At 41.5% G+C, this 19,810-nt stretch carries 18 protein-coding genes; 7 read left to right on the top strand and 11 right to left on the bottom strand.

Annotated elements, in window-relative coordinates:
- Positions 1-169: 169 nt before the first annotated feature.
- Complete coding sequence (locus RMY32_RS21445; RefSeq protein WP_322713362.1) at positions 170-4,240, bottom strand: PAS domain S-box protein; 4,071 nt, start codon at positions 4,238-4,240, stop codon at positions 170-172.
- 1 nt (position 4,241) lies between these two features.
- Complete coding sequence (locus RMY32_RS21440; RefSeq protein ID WP_322713361.1) at positions 4,242-4,496, bottom strand: helix-turn-helix transcriptional regulator; 255 nt, start codon at positions 4,494-4,496, stop codon at positions 4,242-4,244.
- A gap of 620 nt (positions 4,497-5,116) precedes the next feature.
- Between RMY32_RS21440 and RMY32_RS21435 the strand changes: the two genes are divergently transcribed.
- Positions 5,117-6,148, top strand: coding sequence for a lysophospholipid acyltransferase family protein (locus RMY32_RS21435; protein ID WP_322713360.1), 1,032 nt, complete (start codon positions 5,117-5,119; stop codon positions 6,146-6,148).
- 21 nt (positions 6,149-6,169) lie between these two features.
- Here the strand turns inward: RMY32_RS21435 and RMY32_RS21430 are convergent, their stop codons facing one another.
- Together RMY32_RS21430 and rppA are read right to left on the bottom strand one after the other, a co-directional pair.
- The gene (locus tag RMY32_RS21430; RefSeq protein ID WP_322713359.1) at positions 6,170-6,334 is read right to left on the bottom strand and encodes a helix-turn-helix transcriptional regulator; all 165 of its coding nucleotides are present in this window, start codon (positions 6,332-6,334) and stop codon (positions 6,170-6,172) included.
- Between the two features lie 234 nt (positions 6,335-6,568).
- Positions 6,569-7,273: a two-component system response regulator RppA gene (gene rppA / locus RMY32_RS21425; protein WP_322713365.1), complete on the bottom strand. Its 705-nt coding sequence runs from the start codon at positions 7,271-7,273 to the stop codon at positions 6,569-6,571.
- A gap of 76 nt (positions 7,274-7,349) precedes the next feature.
- Between rppA and hisG the strand changes: the two genes are divergently transcribed.
- The 3 genes from hisG to RMY32_RS21410 all read left to right on the top strand — a co-directional run bounded on the left by hisG (position 7,350) and on the right by RMY32_RS21410 (position 10,954).
- The gene (hisG, locus tag RMY32_RS21420) at positions 7,350-7,994 is read left to right on the top strand and encodes an ATP phosphoribosyltransferase (RefSeq protein WP_322713358.1); all 645 of its coding nucleotides are present in this window, start codon (positions 7,350-7,352) and stop codon (positions 7,992-7,994) included.
- 518 nt (positions 7,995-8,512) lie between these two features.
- Positions 8,513-9,967, top strand: coding sequence for a sensor histidine kinase (locus tag RMY32_RS21415; RefSeq protein ID WP_322713357.1), 1,455 nt, complete (start codon positions 8,513-8,515; stop codon positions 9,965-9,967).
- A gap of 336 nt (positions 9,968-10,303) precedes the next feature.
- Positions 10,304-10,954 (top strand): hypothetical protein, encoded by a 651-nt coding sequence (locus RMY32_RS21410; RefSeq protein WP_322713356.1) that lies wholly within the window; start codon positions 10,304-10,306, stop codon positions 10,952-10,954.
- 108 nt (positions 10,955-11,062) lie between these two features.
- Here the strand turns inward: RMY32_RS21410 and RMY32_RS21405 are convergent, their stop codons facing one another.
- A complete protein-coding gene (locus RMY32_RS21405) occupies positions 11,063-12,142 on the bottom strand; it encodes a tetratricopeptide repeat protein (RefSeq protein ID WP_322713355.1) in 1,080 nt (359 codons plus the stop codon).
- 89 nt (positions 12,143-12,231) lie between these two features.
- Positions 12,232-12,870, bottom strand: coding sequence for a sigma-70 family RNA polymerase sigma factor (locus RMY32_RS21400; RefSeq protein WP_322691324.1), 639 nt, complete (start codon positions 12,868-12,870; stop codon positions 12,232-12,234).
- Between the two features lie 196 nt (positions 12,871-13,066).
- On the opposite strand from RMY32_RS21400, the gene RMY32_RS21395 reads away from it, so the two are divergent.
- The 3 genes from RMY32_RS21395 to RMY32_RS21385 all read left to right on the top strand — a co-directional run bounded on the left by RMY32_RS21395 (position 13,067) and on the right by RMY32_RS21385 (position 14,934).
- On the top strand, positions 13,067-13,663 hold the full coding sequence (locus tag RMY32_RS21395; protein ID WP_322713354.1) for a glyoxalase-like domain protein: 597 nt from the start codon (positions 13,067-13,069) through the stop codon (positions 13,661-13,663).
- 166 nt (positions 13,664-13,829) lie between these two features.
- A complete protein-coding gene (locus tag RMY32_RS21390; RefSeq protein WP_322713353.1) occupies positions 13,830-14,396 on the top strand; it encodes a Uma2 family endonuclease in 567 nt (188 codons plus the stop codon).
- 43 nt (positions 14,397-14,439) lie between these two features.
- Positions 14,440-14,934: a pentapeptide repeat-containing protein gene (locus RMY32_RS21385; RefSeq protein WP_322713352.1), complete on the top strand. Its 495-nt coding sequence runs from the start codon at positions 14,440-14,442 to the stop codon at positions 14,932-14,934.
- Between the two features lie 99 nt (positions 14,935-15,033).
- On the opposite strand, the gene RMY32_RS21380 is transcribed toward RMY32_RS21385, so the two are convergent.
- From RMY32_RS21380 to pstS, 5 genes are all read right to left on the bottom strand, one after another.
- A complete protein-coding gene (locus RMY32_RS21380) occupies positions 15,034-15,315 on the bottom strand; it encodes a hypothetical protein (protein WP_322713351.1) in 282 nt (93 codons plus the stop codon).
- Between the two features lie 125 nt (positions 15,316-15,440).
- Positions 15,441-16,247 (bottom strand): phosphate ABC transporter ATP-binding protein PstB, encoded by an 807-nt coding sequence (gene pstB / locus RMY32_RS21375; RefSeq protein WP_104909556.1) that lies wholly within the window; start codon positions 16,245-16,247, stop codon positions 15,441-15,443.
- A 56-nt stretch (positions 16,248-16,303) separates the two neighbouring features.
- Entirely contained in the window at positions 16,304-17,185 is an 882-nt protein-coding gene (gene pstA / locus RMY32_RS21370) for a phosphate ABC transporter permease PstA (protein WP_322713350.1), read from the bottom strand.
- A 19-nt stretch (positions 17,186-17,204) separates the two neighbouring features.
- Complete coding sequence (pstC, locus tag RMY32_RS21365) at positions 17,205-18,155, bottom strand: phosphate ABC transporter permease subunit PstC (protein WP_322694171.1); 951 nt, start codon at positions 18,153-18,155, stop codon at positions 17,205-17,207.
- 148 nt (positions 18,156-18,303) lie between these two features.
- Positions 18,304-19,485, bottom strand: coding sequence for a phosphate ABC transporter substrate-binding protein PstS (gene pstS, locus RMY32_RS21360; RefSeq protein WP_322713349.1), 1,182 nt, complete (start codon positions 19,483-19,485; stop codon positions 18,304-18,306).
- Between the last annotated feature and the right edge of the window lie 325 nt (positions 19,486-19,810).

The raw sequence follows: 19,810 nt of genomic DNA, 5'->3' as shown, positions 1-19,810 counted from the left end.
TCTACGATCGCAACTGTTGGGTGAGCGTCTCTCGCCAAATGCTTGAGGATTTGTAATTCTACATCCATTGCCCTACTTATCTTTCAGGGTTTTCTTTTTTTATTCTTTTATTCAGAATACCTGGAAAGTGACAGAAGAGGGATAAATACAAAATTATGGAGTCTCTCAATTAACAATTGCTACAACTATAAATTAGGTTAGCGATCGCACGAAGTAATTTAGCTGGCTCCACTGGTTTGGTGATATGCTGCCCAAATCCGGCGGCAATTGCCTGTTGATAATCAACCTCACCAGCATAAGCTGTAAGGGCGATCGCGGGAATTTCCCCTCCAAGTTCTGGAGACATAGCTCTAATTTGACGAATCAGCATATAGCCGTCTAATTCTGGCATTCCAATGTCGCTCAACAGCAGATTTGGCTGGAACTGAGGCATAATTCGTAGTGCTTCCATTGCAGATGCAGCCTGGATTACTACCGCGCCAGACTGCTCCAAAATGAAGGCAATTAACTCTCGTGTATCTCGCTCATCATCCACAAGCAGAACTTTCAACCCTTTGAAATTGGGCAAATCATCAGTTTGAGAGGCAATCTGATGGCTATTTAGATCGACCTCGATTAACGGTAGCATAACTGTAAAGGTTGCTCCCTGTTCTTCACCCAAACTTTCTGCTTTAACTGTGCCGCCATGTAGCTCGACAATATGACGAACAATAGCTAATCCTAAGCCCAGTCCGCCAAATTTTCTAGTGGTTGCGCCATCAGCTTGTCGAAAGTAGTCAAAGACGAATGGTAAAAAGTCAGGGCTAATTCCCTTACCTGTATCACTGACTCGCAATTGAACTTGAGAACCAACAGACTCTAAACTGATTTCTATCTTTCCACCTTGGGGTGTAAACTTAATAGCATTGGAAACTAGATTCCAGATAACTTGCTGCAAGCGACTGGAATCACCTCTGACTAAAAATTTAGAATTTGAAGTTTGGCATCTTAAATTGTCAGGTTGCTGATTAAAATCGATAGACTCTAAATTTATTTGAGAATTGTCTAATCCAAAATCTAAAATCGTAAATCGCAAATCGATAGATTTGGCTTCAGCGGCTAGACGTACAGTTTCTATTGCTGCGGCGATCGCAGTTTCTAAATTCACATGAGCAATATTCAGACTCAGCTTACCTTGGAGAATGCGAGAGACATCCAGTAAATCTTCGATTAATTGGGTTTGCAGCTTGGCATTGCGCTCAATGGTTTCGAGAGCGCGAGTAGTGGTTTCTTCATCATACTTTTTCGTTTGTAGTAATTTCGACCATCCCAAAATCGGGTTTAGCGGCGTGCGAAGTTCGTGGGAAAGCACTGCCAAAAACTCATCTTTGATTCGATTAGCTTGGATTAATTCTTCTTTCCGTCGCTGTAACGAAGCCATTAACTGAGCGCGTTCCAGAGCAACCGCCACCTGATCGGAAGTTGCTTGTAATAAAGCTATTTCCCCAGAAGTGAAATTGGTACGGGTGCGACTGGCAAAGCAGAGGACACCAAGCAGCTTTCCTTGAGCAATTAACGGTTGACCTGCATAGGCTGTAATTCCTAAAGCATGGAGGATATTGGCATGGGGATGGGTAGAGTGCGGTACATTATTGACGACGATTTGACGGCGTTCTTGCACCACTAGTCCGCATATCCCTTGATTAAATTCCAGGTATTCAATTGCTTGAAATACTTCATCAGTAATGCCGTTCCAAGCTACTAACCGAAGTTTCTGCTTATTTTCGTGTGTATCGATTAAATAGTGAAAGTAACAGTGCAAATCCATTTGCGCCGAGAGTTTGCTAAACAAGCTGTTCATTAGATCCAAAGGGCGCTCGGTTGAAAGCAAATCACTGGTCGTTTCTGAAAGCAGTTTAAGTCTTTCACTGCGTTCTTGTAAGGCTTGTTCTGCAAGCTGACGTTCGCGAAGGGCGCGTTCGCGTTCGGTAATGTCAATTGCAACCCCTCCTACCAAGCGTTGACCAGAAACATCGGCAATGGGAAACTTATAAACAAAAAATTCGCCAAGGGTGCCATCTGTGCGTGGGGCAGACTCAATCGTTTGAACAACCTGATTCCTTTCGGCAACTATTCTAATGTTATCGAGGAGGGGTTGAGCAATTTGGACTGGGTATAAGTCAAAAATGTTTTTATCGATCGCCTTATTTGTTGCTACATTGAATGTGCTCAAATAAGTTGGACTGAGGTAAAGTACGCGTCCGTATGCATTCGTAATCCATGCGGCGGCGGGAATATTATCCATAAAAGCTTGAAATTGCTCTTGGCTCTGACTCAGTGCTTTTTTAGCTTGTTTGAGATCGCTAATATCCAGAATGAATGCGATTGATTTATGCCGAGATTCTCCTAAAAGGGAGTAGCCAACTACAACTGGGACGCTGGAACCATCTTTGCGAATAAATTCCTTCTCATAAGGAGTACAGGTTCCCTTCGCTATTGCTTCGGCAATAGCTAGTTCATCTAAATATTGATACTCAGATGGCGTGATATCAGCCCAGCTTAATCTACCTGCTTGGATATCCTCTTGGGTATAGCCGACAATTCGCAAAAACTCGTCGTTGGCTTCAGTGATGCTACCATTCACATCACCAAAGAGAATGCCAACTATATTAGCTTTCACAAAACTCCTGAGCCGTTCCTCACTTGCTTGGATTGCTGCTTCTGCCTGTTTGCGTTTGCTGATATCTGTAGTGCTACCAACTAAACGTACTGGCTTTCCATCAGCATCCCGTTGCACTACTATTCCTCGATCTAATACATAGATATACTGATTGTTTTTGTTGCGAATTCGGTATTCGGCAGCATAGCGATCGCTATTTGCCAAAGCAACTCGCGTCTCTTCTTGTACATATTGCAAATCCTCTGGATGGACAAGCTCGCGCCACCAACTACCAGTTGCTTCAGCTTCTGCGAGAGAATAGCCCAAAATTCGAGTTAACCCATCAGTTCTTTCAACGCTATCTTGTTCTATATTCCAGTCATAAATCAGACAATTGACCGCAGATGCGGCTAACTCAAACCGTTTGTTCGCTAATCTTAGACGCTCCTCTTTCTGTCGCAAAGTTCGTTCTACTTGTTTGCGTTCAGTGATGTCTTGGAAGAAAATGTCAAGACCATCTTCACTGGGATAAGCGTGAATCTCTAGCCACAAGTCATATTTGGATGGTAAGTAGTAATGATACTCGAAATGGACGGGAATTTGCTCTGCCATCGCCCGTCGGTAATTTAGCTCTAAATTTGTGCCTAACGATATAGGCCACTCCTCCCAGTGCGACTTACCAATAACCTCTGTGCGGGGTTTACCGTTAATTCGCTCTGCTTGGGCATTTTGGTAGATGATTCGCCAATCTCGGTCTAGAGTCATAAATGCATCACTCATGTTTTCTAGAGTGCGTGTGTTCCGCTGATTGGCTTGCTGTAATGCCGCTTCTGCTTGTTTGCGTTCGCGTAGCGCAGCTTGCTGTTCGCTCAAATCAACGACAAAGGCAATGACTGTTTCTTGAGTGTCTCCCAGCATTACAGAACCGAGCAGAACCGGAATGCGATCGCCATCTTTACGAATGTATTCTTTCTCAAAAGGCTTACATATTCCAGTAGTTTTTACTTCTTCCACCGAACGTTCGCTCAAAAGAAGATATTCAGGTGGGGTAATCTCGCGCCAGTTTATTTGGTTAGCAGAAAAATCTTCTCGCGTATAGCCGATTATCTTCAGAAAAGCATCATTGGCTTCGATGATGCAGCCGTTGTTCATATTAGTTACGATTACCCCAATGATGTTGGATTCTGCCAATCGGCTAAACCGCATTTCGCTATTTTGCAACAATTTGAGGCTTGTCTCTGCTTTGCGTCTAGCAGTTCGCAACTCTGAAGAAAGCGCAGTAATTAAGAAGGATACTAGTGAGAATGTGGTTAATCGTACCAGAACTTTCAGGCTGAAGAAATCGAAGGAGTAGACTGGATCGATTAAAAAATAGAGCGCAGTTGTCACAGATAAAGCGATCGCTAGCACTCCCAGTCTCATACCACCATACCAGGCGCTAACTGCCACAACAGCATAAAATAATGTAAATATGCTCGGATCGAAAACTGGCAATAATACTTTTGTCAACAGCATTGTCGTCATGACTGCCAGAATCATCACACTAAAAGCTATGAACCGAGAACGCATCATCAAAAATTTTTCAGGTACTTTCACCATCATCTTAAGAGTCCTCCCGTTGCTCCGATTTTGGGAGAGACTTGTGTGCTAGTCTTTTGTCTGCTTTGCCCATCTTCTCTAACATTTCTTCAATCAGCTTTAGTGCCATCTGTGAAGGCACTGTAGCTCCGTTCTCCCAACGATTGATTGTTCGTAGAGAAACTCCTAACTTAGCTGCAAACTTTTCTTGAGAGAGATCGAGTTGCTGCCGAAGTTGACGGATAAAATCTGAAATTTTGAGTGGCTTTTCTAGTTCCATAGTAGGAAGAGTAAGACAGATGTCTCGCCATTCGTCTCCAGCTTGAGGAAGAATTTAAATAATCATTAGTCGTTATCAATTTCATCTTTTGGCGAAACATCAAAATTCAGTTATCGTCTTCACGGCTTAGTGTTTAGTGTAGAAGGTATATCTAAAATAAACATTAAGTTTTGCTTGGTATGGGATAGCAAGATAGTATTATCTAAGGCAATTTGACTAAATAATTATTAGTGATCGCACACAGCCAAACAATTGCTAGTGCGCCACACTTTCATGATTCCTATTTAAATTAATTTGTTATATATAAAGTTAATTTTGTACTTGATAAAAGCTTTTTTATCTCGCTAGTTTAGTAACTACAGCAGTTTACAACTTCTCTACGAACCCGAACAGCATGTCGCAGACAGAGGCTACACCAAGGTTAGTACAGATAATTGTATGGTAAAACATGTTGTTATCTCTACTTTTGTACTGCATTCAACCGAACTACGTTGTCAATCTAAAATAGATTCTAAAATATGTAGTTAGTTTTACTTCTATGGTCAGATGCCAGTCAAAAAATTAGAAAGTTACGATCCACTATTGATAAAACTTTTGCCTAATCCTCATCTTTAACTGTTTTGATTAATCAACACTCCGAAAACTTATTAAACAGTCAACAGGAAAATTCACCAGATGAAGGCTATATATTTAACTGGTTTGATTGGTTTTGTCTTTGGTATCCTCCAGGGTGGTTAATTTTATTCAACCGCCATTGGCAGCACTATCACACAGATCCAGATGGTTGGAATTGGCTAGAATATGGATTATTTTTAATTCCTGGCGGATTTTATCTAGCGTTGCTGAGTCGCTGGTTGCGTTTGGGTTTTCGTTCACCTCGAAAAGAAGTTGGTGAATTCGCTCCTAAATATCAACAAGCTTTTGGCAAAGAAATTCTGGCCCCTATCGTTAAATACTATTTTCGGGGAGAGTTGCAACAAGTTGAAAACTTGCCGCCAACAGGGCCATTGATTGTGGCAATGAATCATGCCGGGATGTGTTTCCCTTGGGACTTTTTAACCTTGGCTTATTTATTAAGTGAAGCCAAAGAATGGGTAGTGCAACCCATCGCCAATCCAGTATTATTTGAGCATCCTTGGATGATTTGGTGGCTACCACCTCAATGGTCGCAGGTTTTAGGTGGTGTGCGAGCCGAATTAGATGATTTTGAGGGGGCGCTTGCTCAAGGTAAAATTCTTTTATATGCACCCGAAGGTGTTCGCGGGCCTTTGAAAGGTTGGAGAAGACGCTATCAACTAGAAAAGTTTGATGTGAGCTTTATTCAGTTGAGCGATCGCTATCATATTCCCATTCTGCCAGTAGTTTGCATCGGCAGTGAATCTCTGCATCCTTGGGCCGTTAATTTCACCAAGTTACAACGACTAGTCAAACTACCATTCTTACCTTTGTCGCCTTTAATGTTTGCCTTACTTCTGTTTCCCTCAATGGGAGTTTGGGCAATGAGAACTCGTTTGCGTTACTTTATTAGCCCTTTGCAACCAGTAGAATTGGACAACCACTCCAAGAAATGGCGTGCAGCAGCTTATCAACAAGCGCAACAATTAAGAGACAAACTGCAACTTCAAATTAATCATTTTTTGGGCATATCTTAAGCTCGACTTTATCCATTTTTTTCAAAACGGCCGTGCAATCACAGGCTGTTTTGTGCCAACAAGTTCAGCCAGTTGTTTCTGTGTTAACCCTGCTTTTGTTCTAGCTTCATAAATCAACTGTGCCACTTCTGCATTGATTGAAGCTTTTGCCACCATTGCCTCAAGCTCAGGGTCGCTGCTAGTCATTTTGTCAATGATTTTTATAGCATAATCCCTGTATAGCAAAGAATTTGAAAGCCAGTATTGTGCAACTTGGTTTCTGTCCCAAACGTCTTGACTTTTTTGTTACGAATGCTTATCCGTTAGTAACGACAACTTATGTATTCTTACCAATACAACCTGTTTTGTTACCAACACTTATTCGTTAGTAACGACAGCTTGTCCGTTTGTTACTAACATAACCTGTTTCGTTCCCAATGCTTATCCGTTAGTAACTGACTCCATTGAGGAAGCACCAAAACGATAGCCTTTGCCGTAGACTGTGTGAATCAGCGCAGTTTCTTTACCTACCTCAATCTTACGGCGCAGCAAACGAATTAATGCCGCTATCACATTACTACTAGGTTCTTCTTCTTGCCACAAATTTTGCATAATCTGGCCATGAGTTAAAAGTTGTCCAGTGTGTTCCATAAAGTATTGCAACAACTGGCTTTCCTTTTGCGATAGCTCAATTATTCGTCCTTGGCGATAGGCTACTTGATTTTCACAATCGAGTTCTAAATCAGCGACAGTAAGTCGTCCGCTGGTAGTCTCATAAGTTTGAGTACCGGAACGACGCAATAAAGCACGGACTCTTGCTAATAACTCTCGCAGTTCAAAAGGTTTAACCAAATAATCATCCGCACCAGCATCTAAACCTTGTACGCGGTCATCAAGAGTATCTTTAGCCGTCAGGAACAATACGGGAGTGGTTTTGCTTTGGCGGCGCAATTCCTGACAAATCTCTAACCCCGTTTTTCCTGGCAGCATCCAATCTAAAATAAGTAGGTCATAACTGCCTACCCGTGCAAGTTCGCTGCCAGATGTCCCATCATAAACTGCATCTACGGCATAACCTTCACGAGTTAACAAGCGGCTCAAAGGTTGAGTTAGTTCAACTTCATCATCAACTAATAAAATTCTCATGCTGCTTGTGGTAAGCATATAGAGATATTCTCAATATTATTCAACTACCAAGACGCTAAGGATACCAATAAAAAAAATGCTGACTGTTGCATTGCCAAAAGGGGAACTACTTAAAAATAGCATCCGCTTGCTACAATCTGTCGGATTAGATTTTAGTGCTTTTTTAGATTCAGGAACTCGCCAACTTCAAATTCCTGATACTAAGGGAGTTGCAAAAGCTTTACTGGTGCGGGCGCAAGATGTGCCCGTTTATGTGGAATATGGTCAAGCACAACTAGGGGTTGTTGGTTATGATGTGCTGCGGGAGAAGCAGCCGCAAGTTGCTCACTTGGTAGATTTGCAGTTTGGTCATTGTCGGATGTCAGTGGCGGTAAAAGAATCAAGTGCTTACCGATCGCCTTTAGATTTACCACCGCATGGTAGAGTTGCTTCAAAATATGTCAATTGCGCTCGTGAATATTTTCATAGTCTGGATTTACCTGTGGAAATAGTGCCATTGTATGGTTCAGTAGAGCTAGGCCCGATTACTGGAATGTCAGAAGCGATCGTAGATTTGGTTTCTACAGGGCGGACTTTACGCGAAAATGGTTTGATTGAAATTGCTAGTCTGTATGAAAGCACGGCGCGATTGATTGCTCATCCTCTGAGTTACCGCCTGAATACAGGTAATCTGAGTGATGTGATTGATAAGCTGCGCGAGGCCGTTTTGGTAGAGGTTTAATAAGCTAAAAATCTTTTAATTTGCATCTTCCAAAAAAATAAATCTCTTGTGAGGTGGGCATCTTGCCCGTCCTAGTTGTGCAAATTAAAGCAAGGGCAGCTTATCATTTGTAATTCGTAATAACGCTTCTTTAGATGCTCGTTCCTAACATCCTTGGGTAGAGACGCGATTTATCGCGTCTCTACAATTGGTCTATTTGTCGTATTCTTTTTTTAAATTGATATAACTTCTGGCTAGAGACTAGGTTTTAAAAGCCCTTACCTTTTGTTGCATAAAACACGTAGAAACTCATCACATACAAATATTAAATTTTTTATTTAACTTCTCAGCAAAAGGAATCAAAGTTATATTCATATTATTTTTGCAGATAAAGTAATCTTTTTTAATTTAAAATTTGATGCGATCGCCAATAATTTAACCAGTATTTTTTTTGAAAAAATGTTGATAATTAAAAGTAATTTAAAATTATTCTGAAGACGTAATCTGATAATATTTAGTCAAAAAAAGTAAGTGATAAGATGTTTCAAGCTACTCGCCGCCGTCTTGCAATTTGGTACACTGCCGTCACTGCTGTATTACTGCTACTGTTTGCCAGTGGCGTTTATTTATACTTTCGTACTACACTGATTGAGCGGATTGATGACACCCTTAACCATGTAGTGGAAATAGTAGAGCGTTGTCTCACAAGCAGTGGTTGTGCATCTACACTAATATTTGAGCCAATTAATACTGATGCAGATAAATTTCGCATTAATGTAGAAGCCAGTTTTGGTAATAATACCGACGCTGTAGAAGATGACCACATTGATTTAGAATGGTTTAGTCCAACTGGTAAATTACTTTGGTCAACGCTATCTGAACCCCTAAATATTCCCATTCGTGTCAATCGCACTGGTGAAACTGTACGCGTACTCAAAGCAGAGAGTGAAAATTCAAAATTCAAAATTCCTAACTCTCCACTCTTATTACGACAAGTCACCCAACGCGTAGAAGTGAAACGCCAAGTATTAGGATATCTGCGCGTTAGTCATCCTTGGTTTGAAGTTACTAAACCTAGTCGCCAGTTAATTTTTGATTTGGCATTAGGTATTGGGTTAATGTTGCTTTCTGTAGGTGCAAGTGGTTGGTTTCTTTCGGGTAAAGCGATGGAACCGGTGGGTGAATCTTATCAACGTCTTAAACAATTCACTGCTGATGCTTCCCACGAACTGAGAAGTCCGATTACTTTGATTCAAACTAATGTCCAAGTTGCGCTTGCTGACTTGGATTTAGCAGAGACAGAAACGACTACTTCTTTGCAATATCGACAACAGTTAAAGGTGGTGGAACGGTTAACGCAGCGTTTGGGTAAGTTAGTCAATGACTTACTCTTCCTAGCACGACAGGATAGTGGTATTAGCAAAGATACTTTTTCACCTTGTCCGTTGGACGCTTTGCTAATAGAGGTGGTTGAAGAACAACAATTGTTAATCCCTGAGAAAGAAATCGCTCTTTCTCTAAAGTTAGTTGACCCTCCTATCTCTGAAACTAACCCCGAATTACTGGAGAATTGGTTTACTCTTGTAGGTAATTGGGATCAATTGATGCGGCTGTTCACAAATTTAATTGCTAACGCTTTGCATTACACTCCAGCAGGTGGACGAGTGAAAGTGGAATTGGTGCGGATAGAAGGAATAAATCGTGTTTCTGGACTACGTAACACCAGTGCCCAGTTGCAAGTTAAGGTGAGCGATACCGGAGTTGGAATTCCGGCCGAAGCGCTACCACGCTTGTTTGACCGCTTTTATCGAGTAGATCCGGCACGTACTCATAGGACGGGGAATACAGCTACAGCCAGCGCTACAGGTTCAGGATTGGGATTAGCGATCGCTCAAGCTATTGTCGAACATCATCACGGTCATATTCAAGTTGAAAGTGCCCAAGGCATTGGCACTACTTTTACTATCACTTTGCCAATATCTCTTGAGTATTAATTTATTAATATATTTTTATGTCTTGTGATAGATGTAAATTTTTATTCTCTTCAATTTTACTTTAATTATTAGCAAGAAAATAAATTTTCTCGTAGTAGTTTGAATTTGACTGCGATCAAAATCTATTTAATGACAATGATTAACATTTCAAATCTTGAGAATGAAATATTTCAAAATTTTTGAGATTATTTCCGTATCTTTAGCTAGATGCGATAAATAAAGTAGTTGGTTAAATATTTAGATGTACTCAACCACCGATTAAAACCTAATTGAATTTCCGGCTAGAGAAATTTTTGTAATAAAAAAATTGAAGTTTTCTAGGAGTCAAGAATGAATATGAAGTATCACAATTTTCGCCAGTCTAGCAAGTTATTTGGCGCTCTTTGTGGGGGGTTGCTAATAAGTCTGCCAGCAATTCCTCAAGCATTAGCACAAGAATCTACTGTTAAGGTTAACCCAAGTCCCAGTATTTTTAGCGAGCCACCCTACAACCGCTCTCAAGCTCCCGGTTCGCCAGAATCAGGTGTCACGCCACCTCGCCCAGTTCCTCCGGCTGAAGGGCAAAGCTCTCCCGTACCACCACGCCCAGTTCCTGGCGATCGAACTCAACAGCCTTCATCTCCTGCGGTTTCCAATGACCAACAACCACTGGTAGAACCACGGCAAACCCCCAGTGCGACGATCGCACTTACTAATGGTATGGTTAATATCAGGTTGGTGAATAATACTGCGGCTAAGATAACTTTCCAAGTGATTGGCGATACGGCACCGCGATCGCTAGAAGGTAAGTCAGATGTAACGCTGCAAGCTTTAAAAGCACCAGTAACAGTAACATTTGAACGACAAGATAGCGGACAGTTAATAGTGACTCCACAAGCTTCTTCAGAACCAGGAAGCTTGGAAGTCACATTTAAGGAAGCTACCAATGCAGCACAAGGCAGAAGTGCTATGAGAATTGAACGAAACGGTTCAGTGTTCTTGAATTAATTTAGAGCTAGGGCGAAGGTAATTCGCGGCTACTTTTATAAATCACATAAGTGGATTTTGCCTGTGTAGACGCGGTTTCCAACCGCCCTTGTAGTGTTAAATTGACTGCTACTTTCGCTGAAGCATTTTAGTTAATTGATCCCGCAATTGCACTTCTTGCTTGCTGTCTTGCAATGTCCGCGCCAGTATAATTGCCCTTTCGTAAAAATTGCGGGCAGTTAGGTAGTTACCTTGTTGCTTATATAACTGAGCATAAGATTCAAAAGATTTTAATTCTTCGTGTAAATTTTGTAATTCTTTAGCGAGTGCTAAACGTTGTTCTAGTAAGTCAAAGGCGCGTTCGTAACGTCCGACAGCAGTGTGAGCCGTAACTAAACCATCAATTGCCCGTAATTGATTAGTGCGATCGCGATTGGTTTTAGCTGTCCGCATTGCTTCACCATAACTAGCAATGGTATCTTGATAATTTCCAGATCCTAAATAAGCGTCTCCTAAATTATTCAAGGTATTTGCTTCACCGATGGCATCGCCAGTCTGACGGCGGAAAATTAAAGCATTTTCGTACAGTTTAATCGCCTTGTTATAATCTCCCAACCTGGTACTTACCAAGCCCAAATTACTCAAAGACAGTCCTTCACCTTCAATATTTTTCACCCCGTGAGCAATTGCGAGTGCATCTTCAATTGTTTCACCAGCAGCAGCAAATTCGCCTTTTTGCAGCAGAAATGTACCGATATTATTCAGCACAAAAATCTGAGATTGCAAGTCTTTAGTATCACGAGCGATCGCTAATCCTCTTCTGAAAGCATCTTCTGCCTCTTTTGAACTACCAAGCTGCACATAAGCCTTAGCAAGCAAATTGTATGTCAAACCTTGTGCTTTCAGGTCGCCAATGGAATGATATAGTTCTAATGCTCGCAAACAAGACGCAATTGTTTTGTCGGCATGTCCTGAAGCGTATTCTTGTTGACCAATACGCAGCAAACCGTCTGCTTCATCTCTTGATTGTCGCCCAACGGAATTATTTAAAGGGCGATGTAGTTGTTCGGAAATATCAACCGCACCCGCTACAGGACTCAGCAAAAAAGCAAACAGTAAAAAGCTGTGTAAAAGTACCTGGGGAGAAGAAATCGCACCTACACAAATTAAGCCTACCTTTTGGCAGGGAAATACAAGCCGTTGTTTCATAAAAATTACCCGTAAAGTTGCGGGTTTAAGTAGAAGGTCTAAGAAAAAGTTTTAATTTTTAAAATTGAAGACAATTAATATACGCATTTCTACTTAAGTTCTGATTGAGCTAAATCTTCTCCAAAGTATATAGCACGAATATCTGTGGGCAATTTGTCCTCTAGCATACGATAGCCTTCTTGAAGAAAATTGGCTACTTCATGAGGAGCGATCGCTTCTCCTTCGGCTTGTAGATAAGCAGCGATTCTAGTTTCACTCCAGTGGAAAGTTTGAGCCATTAATACAATTAGTCGTAAAATTGGTGGTAGTTGGTCTAATGCCTGTTGTACATAGCACCATAGCGGCGGTGAAGTCGTTTGCAGAGAATAATGAATTGCTTCTGTGGGTGGTAGTTTAATCTCATTTATACAGAAAGCTGTCATATTAATTAACCAATTCTGCATGGTTAAAGCTTCCTCACCTGATTCCGAGTCAGTTAACTTGAGTCCACCGAGTTCGTAATAAATATGTCGCCAGGTAAGGGCAAACAGATAATCTGCCTGCACAGGCGATCGCGCCGAATGCCGAATTAAGGTGTAGACTATGGGGCTATAACGGCAAAAAATCACCGTAAAGTACTTTCCGGCATCTGGATAGCGCTGAAACAGAGTCAGTAATTCATGGTCACTGTGATGGAACAGCGACTTCACCAGTGGGTGATTAGCTTCGGGAAAATGAGGAATTTGCACAAGTCTTGGAGTTGATAATTGTTAAAATAGTTCTGGGAATTGCACTCCCCTAGTTAATCGCATAATATCTTGGTGTTGCTCAGTTTGTAGATGAGATTCAGACTAGTTGAGTATTGATAAACTAGAAACAAGGACTTAATTTTAGTCTTAATCGACAATCATAAAATCAACTCTCTTAAAGAATCCTTATTTGTTCATGGTTATAGTAGTTAGTGTGGTATCATCCTTGCTCAGTCCCCTTACTTTAGGCTCCTTTCTGCCTTCCCTGCCCTTAGATAGCCTGTTCTCCACCCAAGGCATTATGGTGATGCTGCTAGCAGCTTACGCTGGTGCTATGTGGATGTTTCTCACTAGTGCCCCAAAAGTACACACTGTAATGGTGTCAGATTTGGAGATTGCCCGACAGTTGTATGAAGGACTGCTAGATTTGCCAGCAGCTGAGGTGCCATTGCACTACTACTACAACTACGAACAAACTATAGGCGCAACTGGCATCGATCCGTTATATATGTCTACTGGGCCGAGCTTGTCTAGCAAAATGATGAATAATGCCAACGATGGGCTATGGTATCAATTGAAGAAAAATACCCAGTTACACGTGATTACTGGTGCGAGTTTAGGTAGCAAAAATCAGCAACGCCACGTTTGTTTTGACCACGACTGCCTGGAAATGATTTTAATGCGAGTCGAAATGCGCGGTTTGAAATTGAAGATTCGTAACCATAAACCCCTGAACTTTTTAGTCAAGGACTATGAAGGGCGAGTTATTGAGGTGGCTGAGGTAGCGAATTAGTAGTTAATGATTAAATTATTTTAAGTTGGGTGGGGCGTAGCTTGCTGCCGTAGGCATCGCTCCACCCAATATTTTTGGAATTTAGATTGACTCCATACTTAGCTCCTAATTAATGTCCCATTTCCACCCAGGCTAAAATAGGTAAATCCCCTAACTGAGATGATTTATGAACCAGCCGATATCTGAGAGAGTGCGCTGGACTACCGTCGATTTAGAGTTGTTTCCAGATAACGGAAATCGCTATGAAATTATTGACGGGGAATTATTTGTGACTAGAGCGCCTCATTGGAAGCATCAAAAAACTTGTGTCAGAATTAGCACTTCCTTGGATAACTGGTCACAAACTACTGGTCTGGGAGAAGTTGTGACGGCTCCAGGAATAATTTTTGGTGATAATGATAATGTTATTCCCGATGTTGTCTGGGCTAGCAACGAGAGATTGCCTTTACTTTTAGACGAGGCGGGGCATTTGACAGGTGCGCCAGAACTGGTTGTAGAGGTGTTATCTGCTGGTGATGAAAATGAAAAGCGGGACAGAGAACTAAAACTTAAGCTCTACTCATCACGAGGTGTCAGAGAATATTGGATTGTAGATTGGCGCAAGCAACAGGTGGAAGTATATCGACGCGAACAAGCAAGTTTAAAGTTAGTTGCTACGTTATTCAATGGTGATGAATTAAGTTCATCTATATTGCCTGATTTTAGTTGTGCGATCGCACAACTATTTACTTAACACCATATATTTTGAATATGTTAATTAATGCGGGAATTGAGATATGGATGCCGAGGAATTGCTCAGGCGTTATGCTGCTGGAGATAGAGATTTTACTGGAGTTGATTTGATTAACGCTAACTTAAGTAGAACTGACTTGCGTGGTATTGATCTGAGTAGAGCTTACTTGGATGGTGCAAACCTAATAGATGCCAGCCTCTGTGGGGCTTGTTTGGCAGGTACTCACTTCGAGAGTGCTGAAATGATTAATACTGATCTCAGACAGGCTAATCTCAGTGGTAGTCATCTGAGTGCGGATCTAAGTGGGGCTAATCTCAGTGGTGCTGACCTAAATAGGGCTGACCTGTATAGCGCCTCTTTGGAGAACGCTCTGTTGATTGACACTGATCTCTCTTATACTAAGCTGGAGGCTGCTATTTTTGAGGGGGCTAACCTCAGCTATGCTAACTTGACAGGTAGTACTGATGCTGATGTCAATAATGCTATCCTTTTCCACACCATCATGCCTGATGGAAGCATTGTGAACAATAGACCATAAGTATAAATAACAAATTAGTGCGATCGCTGCTGTCGCTAGTTAAAGATTGAAACCCAAAATTGATGAAGAATATCCAATTAACAAATGAGGAAGTAAAGCTTAACTGTGCTGTAAAAACTCAACTTTGGGCAATAACGGGTCAGTTACAATCCCCACACCGCTAAAACCCCAGCGTTTGAGCAAGTTTCCCAACTGTGTACGCGCTATAGATTCCACAGCAAAGCGATTTGCCACTTCTGCTGCGTGGGCGTTGAGATAGCTAAGGGCGTCAAAGTTTTCTTGAAACAGCAATAAATAGCCCGATGTTTCAGCATCAGGACGAGCTATCAGATAATTCCCGTCAGTTTTTGAGCGCACCAAGTAATAGACATCGGACAACATGGAAATGAAGTTTGTTGGGGAGAAAAAAGTCCTTCAAATAAAAAACATAGAGGAATATCGCACAACTTTAATTTTCGAGTATTCCTCATTGCTTTAATATCAACAATGTAATATGAAATATTTATTTATCCAAATTTGCCGCTGACGTAATCTCTGGTATCTTCCTGCTGAGGATTGTTGAAAATCACTTCTGTTGCATCATACTCTACCATATAGCCATTACGGGTTCCTGTCTCTGAAGTCCGAACATTAAAAAAGGCTGTCTTATCAGAAACACGCGCTGCTTGCTGCATGTTATGGGTGACAATGACAATAGTATATTGCTCTTTAAGTTCGTGAATCAGTTCTTCAACACGCAAGGTGGAAATAGGGTCAAGAGCAGAGCAAGGTTCATCCATCAGTATAATTTCAGGTTGTACTGCGATCGCACGAGCAATACATAACCGTTGTTGTTGTCCACCTGATAAAGACGAGCCACTTTGCTGTAGTTTATCTTTGACTTCATCCCACAAAGCTGCTTTTCTGAGACTGCTTTCTACCAATTCATCCAAATTACCTTTATAGCCGTTGATTTTGGCTCCAAAAGTAATATTGTCATAAATTGATTTGGGAAATGGGTTTGGTCTTTGAAACACCATCCCAATTCTCCGACGCACTTCTACAGGGTCGATATCGGATGCATACAAATTTTTATCGTAAAAAAGTATTTTACCTTCTGCCCGAAATGACTCAATCAAGTCATTGAGACGGTTATAGCATCGCAACAACGTACTTTTACCACAACCAGAAGGGCCGATAAAAGCAGTAACCTGATTTTTGGGTATATCTAGCCAAATATTCTGTAAGGCTAAAAACTTGCCATAGTAAACGTTGAGATTTTCAGTGCGTAAAACGGTTTCAGTGTCATTCACTGTCCTAGTATTAGTAGCCATAAATTAAATCTAGTGTTAGTTTAAGCGATGGGATATGCACTGTGGATGGTTGTTTACTAAGCTTTTTTGCGAGTTGCCCAGCGAGCGATGATACTTGTGATTAGAACCATCAATACCAAAATCAAAGATGCTGCCCAAGCTAGAGATTGCCAATTTTTAAACGGAGAAATGGCGTATTTGTAAACCAAAACAGCTAGAGAAGCTGTTGGTTGGAATAAACCATCTGGCCAAAAGTTAGAAAATAGAGCAGTAAATAGCAAAGGTGCGGTTTCTCCAGATGCTCTGGCGATCGCTAGCGTTGCCCCAGTTACAATAGCTGGTAAAGCTGCTGGTAAGACTACTTGACTTACAGTTTGAAAGTTAGTCGCTCCCAACCCTACAGAAGCTTGTCGCAAATCTTGCGATACTAACTGTAACGCTTCATCAGTAGTTCGCAGAATAATTGGCAACATCAAAATTGCCAGTGCAAACCCTCCAGCTAGAGCTGAATACGATCCTAAATTCAACTTTACCATTGTCAAAACTACAATCCCATAGGCAAATACCCCAGCAATAATGGAGGGGACTCCACTAAGGACGTTAGCTGCAAAACGCACCCATCTAGCTACTCTTGCCGAACTAAATTCTGTGATGTAAATCGCCCCTAAAACTCCAAAGGGGATACTAATCAAGGCAGCAATTCCTACCATCAGTAGCGTGCCTAAAATTGCATTACCAAAGCCTCCTCCTTTTTGGAGAGCTTTGGGTGGCAATTCCACAAACACAGCCGGACTCAAACTGCTAAAGCCTTTAATAATCACGTAAGAAAGCACTGCTAGCAAAGGTAAAAGTGCCAATACTCCGCAAGTAAAAGCGATTACGGTCATTACTGTATTAAACAGTGTCCTTTGAGAAGTGGGAGAGCGAGTTAAACTGCGCTCTGGAAAATTAGAAGTCATAATTTAACTCAAAACTAAGCTATATTCGCTTGACTCTCAAAACGATCAACTCTGCCAGAATATTGACTACCAGCGTCAAAAAAAATAGAATTAAAGCCGCGTACATTAAAGCCGCAACTTGCAAACCACTTGCTTCTGAAAATTGATTTGCCAGTAGAGAAGAAATTGTATTGGCTGGTGCTAACAAAGAGAGACTGATGTTGTTGGAGTTTCCAATTAACATCGTTACAGCCATTGTCTCTCCCATTGCGCGGCCAAGTCCCAACATCACAGCACTAACTATGCCCGAAAAGGCTGCTGGGATAAGAACTTGCAAAATCGTTTCCCAGCGGGTTGCTCCTAGCCCTATAGAGGCTTGGCGCAAGCTGGGGGGTACAGAAATCAAGGCATCGCGGGATAGAGCTGTGATGATGGGCAAAGTCATAATCGCTAATATGACTCCCGCTGGCAACATTCCTGGCCCTGTAGGAGAAGTGCTAAAAAATGGCAGCCAGCCAAAGTAACCATTGAGCCATTTTCCCAAGCTGGTTAATATTGGCACCAAAACAAAAATACCCCACACGCCATAGACAACGCTGGGAATAGCTGCGAGCAGTTCTACCGCAAAAACCAGTACCAGTTTCACTTTTGCAGGTAAAAAATCCTCGCTCAGGACAATGGCAGTACCAACACCAATTGGTACTGCTATCAGCAGACCAATAAAAGAACTCACGAGAGTTCCATAAATTTGAGGTAGCACTCCATAGCTATCATTAACTGGATTCCAAGTGGTATTAGCTAAAAAGCTGACACCAAACTGTTGAATGGCAGGCCAAGCACCAATTGCAACCTGCCACCCAATCCATAATAAAGTACCAGCAACCCCAAAAGCGAAAATTTTAGTCAGCCAGATAAAACCCAAATCTAGGGATTTTTCGGCGTCAGAGCGATTTTTCATCGCTGATGACAGATTTTGAGAATTTGTAGTCATGAATACCGACTTTCAGAATTAAATCAGAGAAAAATATGGAGGCAACCAAATTAGTAAAATTGTTGCCTCATCATCTATTTAAGCTGACTTATACAATAGTAACTCTGTGTCCAAAGTTACTACTGGATAGGCATGTTTTATTGCTTGCTTACTTGCTAGCGCTATTACCACTGGCAACAGAAATTTTGTACTCTGGACTGATTTGGTCAGCAGCAGCAGCTACCTTTGTAATCACATTTGAGGGTAAAGGAACATATCCTAATGCACTAGCTTGCTTCTGTCCATCAGTTAAAGCGTATTCGATCGCAGCTTCAATCGCCTTGGCTTTTGCCGCATTGGGGTATTTCTTGTAAGCCAAAATCCAGGTGTAAGTGACGATAGGATAGGAATCAGCCCCGTCGGGATCGGAAATGAAGGAGCGGAGATTTGCGGGTAGAGCTACTGATTCGAGAGTTTTAGAAGCGGACTCTTCACTAGCTACAACAAACTTACCACCTTTATTTTCCAAAGTAGCAAACTTGAGACTATTTTGTTTGGCATAGCCATACTCGACATAACCAATGGAACCTTGAGTTTGTTGGATTTGGGCAGTAACACCCTCGTTACCTTTAGCACCTACTCCTTTAGGCCAGTTGACGGTTTTGCCTTCACCAACTTTACTCTTCCACTCAGGGCTAATAGCGCTGAGGTGTTTTGTAAACACACCCGTAGTTCCGCTACCATCAGAACGATAAACAACCGTTATTGCCTCTTTCGGAAGCTTTGCACCTGGGTTAGCCTTGGCAATTTGGGCATCATCCCAAGACGTGATTTTGCCTAGTAGAATATCGGCGTAAACGGCTCGTGGCAGTTTAAGTTCTGGAACATCAGGCAAGTTGTAAGCCAGCACGATGCTACCAGCAGTTACAGGCAGTAAAATAACACCCCTATCTGCTGGTACTTTCTGAATTTCTTCATCCTTCATCGCAACATCGCTGGCACCAAAATCTACAGTGCCTTTGATAAATTGTTCAACTCCAGAACCGCTACCAACTGATGCATAGTCAACTTGCAGATTGGGATATTTTTTATTTAAATCTGTGAACCAGGTATCGTACAGTGGTGCCGGAAAAGACGCACCAGCCCCGCTTAACTTTACGGTTCCGCCAAGGTCTAATTTAGCTGGGCTAGAAGCAGTAGTATCTGTAGCAGTGCCAGAAGGCGTATCTTTGGTGGCTGTACCATCTGGTGTTTGCTGTCCGCCACAAGCTGCTAGGCTGATTGTCAGTGCTAACACTGAAATTGAACCTGTGAGGCGATGAGTTTTTATTGCACTAAGACGTGAGAGCATCGCTATCAATTTTTTAGTAACTTTTCAGGTGAGCGTTTCTAAGATACTCCTAAAGGACAGCAATAAAGATTAACAATAGGTTAATAGAACAAAAAATGCTTGTTTTTTTTTTGATGAAGAACAAACCCTTATTTTTAGTTTTGCTTGATAATTTTTATACTCTTACTTGACTCCCAAGTTACATCTAGCACTGGGTTAAGTAGCTCATACGCATTTACAAAACTTTATTATTAGAGTAAATTTTTTGGCTCAGTTGTGAAAAAATTTTAGTATGGAATAGCGCTTTTGCTTTGTGTCCAATACGCTTCTACCTCTTTTAAAAGAA

This window comes from Nostoc sp. ChiSLP03a, assembly GCF_034531215.2.
Taxonomy (GTDB): domain Bacteria; phylum Cyanobacteriota; class Cyanobacteriia; order Cyanobacteriales; family Nostocaceae; genus Nostoc.
Note: the sequence above shows the minus strand (reverse complement) of the source record. Positions and strands in the feature narration are given on the sequence as shown.

Bases quoted from the DNA above. Each gene is read 5' to 3' on its own strand.
- RMY32_RS21445 (WP_322713362.1), bottom strand. From the start codon at position 4,240: ATGATGGTGAAAGTACCTGAAAAATTTTTGATGATGCGTTCTCGGTTC.
- RMY32_RS21440 (WP_322713361.1), bottom strand. From the start codon at position 4,496: ATGGAACTAGAAAAGCCACTCAAAATTTCAGATTTTATCCGTCAACTT.
- RMY32_RS21430 (WP_322713359.1), bottom strand. From the start codon at position 6,334: ATGACTAGCAGCGACCCTGAGCTTGAGGCAATGGTGGCAAAAGCTTCA.
- rppA (WP_322713365.1), bottom strand. From the start codon at position 7,273: ATGAGAATTTTATTAGTTGATGATGAAGTTGAACTAACTCAACCTTTG.
- hisG (WP_322713358.1), top strand. From the start codon at position 7,350: ATGCTGACTGTTGCATTGCCAAAAGGGGAACTACTTAAAAATAGCATC.
- RMY32_RS21415 (WP_322713357.1), top strand. From the start codon at position 8,513: ATGTTTCAAGCTACTCGCCGCCGTCTTGCAATTTGGTACACTGCCGTC.
- RMY32_RS21410 (WP_322713356.1), top strand. From the start codon at position 10,304: ATGAAGTATCACAATTTTCGCCAGTCTAGCAAGTTATTTGGCGCTCTT.
- RMY32_RS21405 (WP_322713355.1), bottom strand. From the start codon at position 12,142: ATGAAACAACGGCTTGTATTTCCCTGCCAAAAGGTAGGCTTAATTTGT.
- RMY32_RS21395 (WP_322713354.1), top strand. From the start codon at position 13,067: ATGGTTATAGTAGTTAGTGTGGTATCATCCTTGCTCAGTCCCCTTACT.
- RMY32_RS21390 (WP_322713353.1), top strand. From the start codon at position 13,830: ATGAACCAGCCGATATCTGAGAGAGTGCGCTGGACTACCGTCGATTTA.
- RMY32_RS21385 (WP_322713352.1), top strand. From the start codon at position 14,440: ATGGATGCCGAGGAATTGCTCAGGCGTTATGCTGCTGGAGATAGAGAT.
- RMY32_RS21380 (WP_322713351.1), bottom strand. From the start codon at position 15,315: ATGTTGTCCGATGTCTATTACTTGGTGCGCTCAAAAACTGACGGGAAT.
- pstB (WP_104909556.1), bottom strand. From the start codon at position 16,247: ATGGCTACTAATACTAGGACAGTGAATGACACTGAAACCGTTTTACGC.
- pstA (WP_322713350.1), bottom strand. From the start codon at position 17,185: ATGACTTCTAATTTTCCAGAGCGCAGTTTAACTCGCTCTCCCACTTCT.
- pstC (WP_322694171.1), bottom strand. From the start codon at position 18,155: ATGACTACAAATTCTCAAAATCTGTCATCAGCGATGAAAAATCGCTCT.
- pstS (WP_322713349.1), bottom strand. From the start codon at position 19,485: ATGCTCTCACGTCTTAGTGCAATAAAAACTCATCGCCTCACAGGTTCA.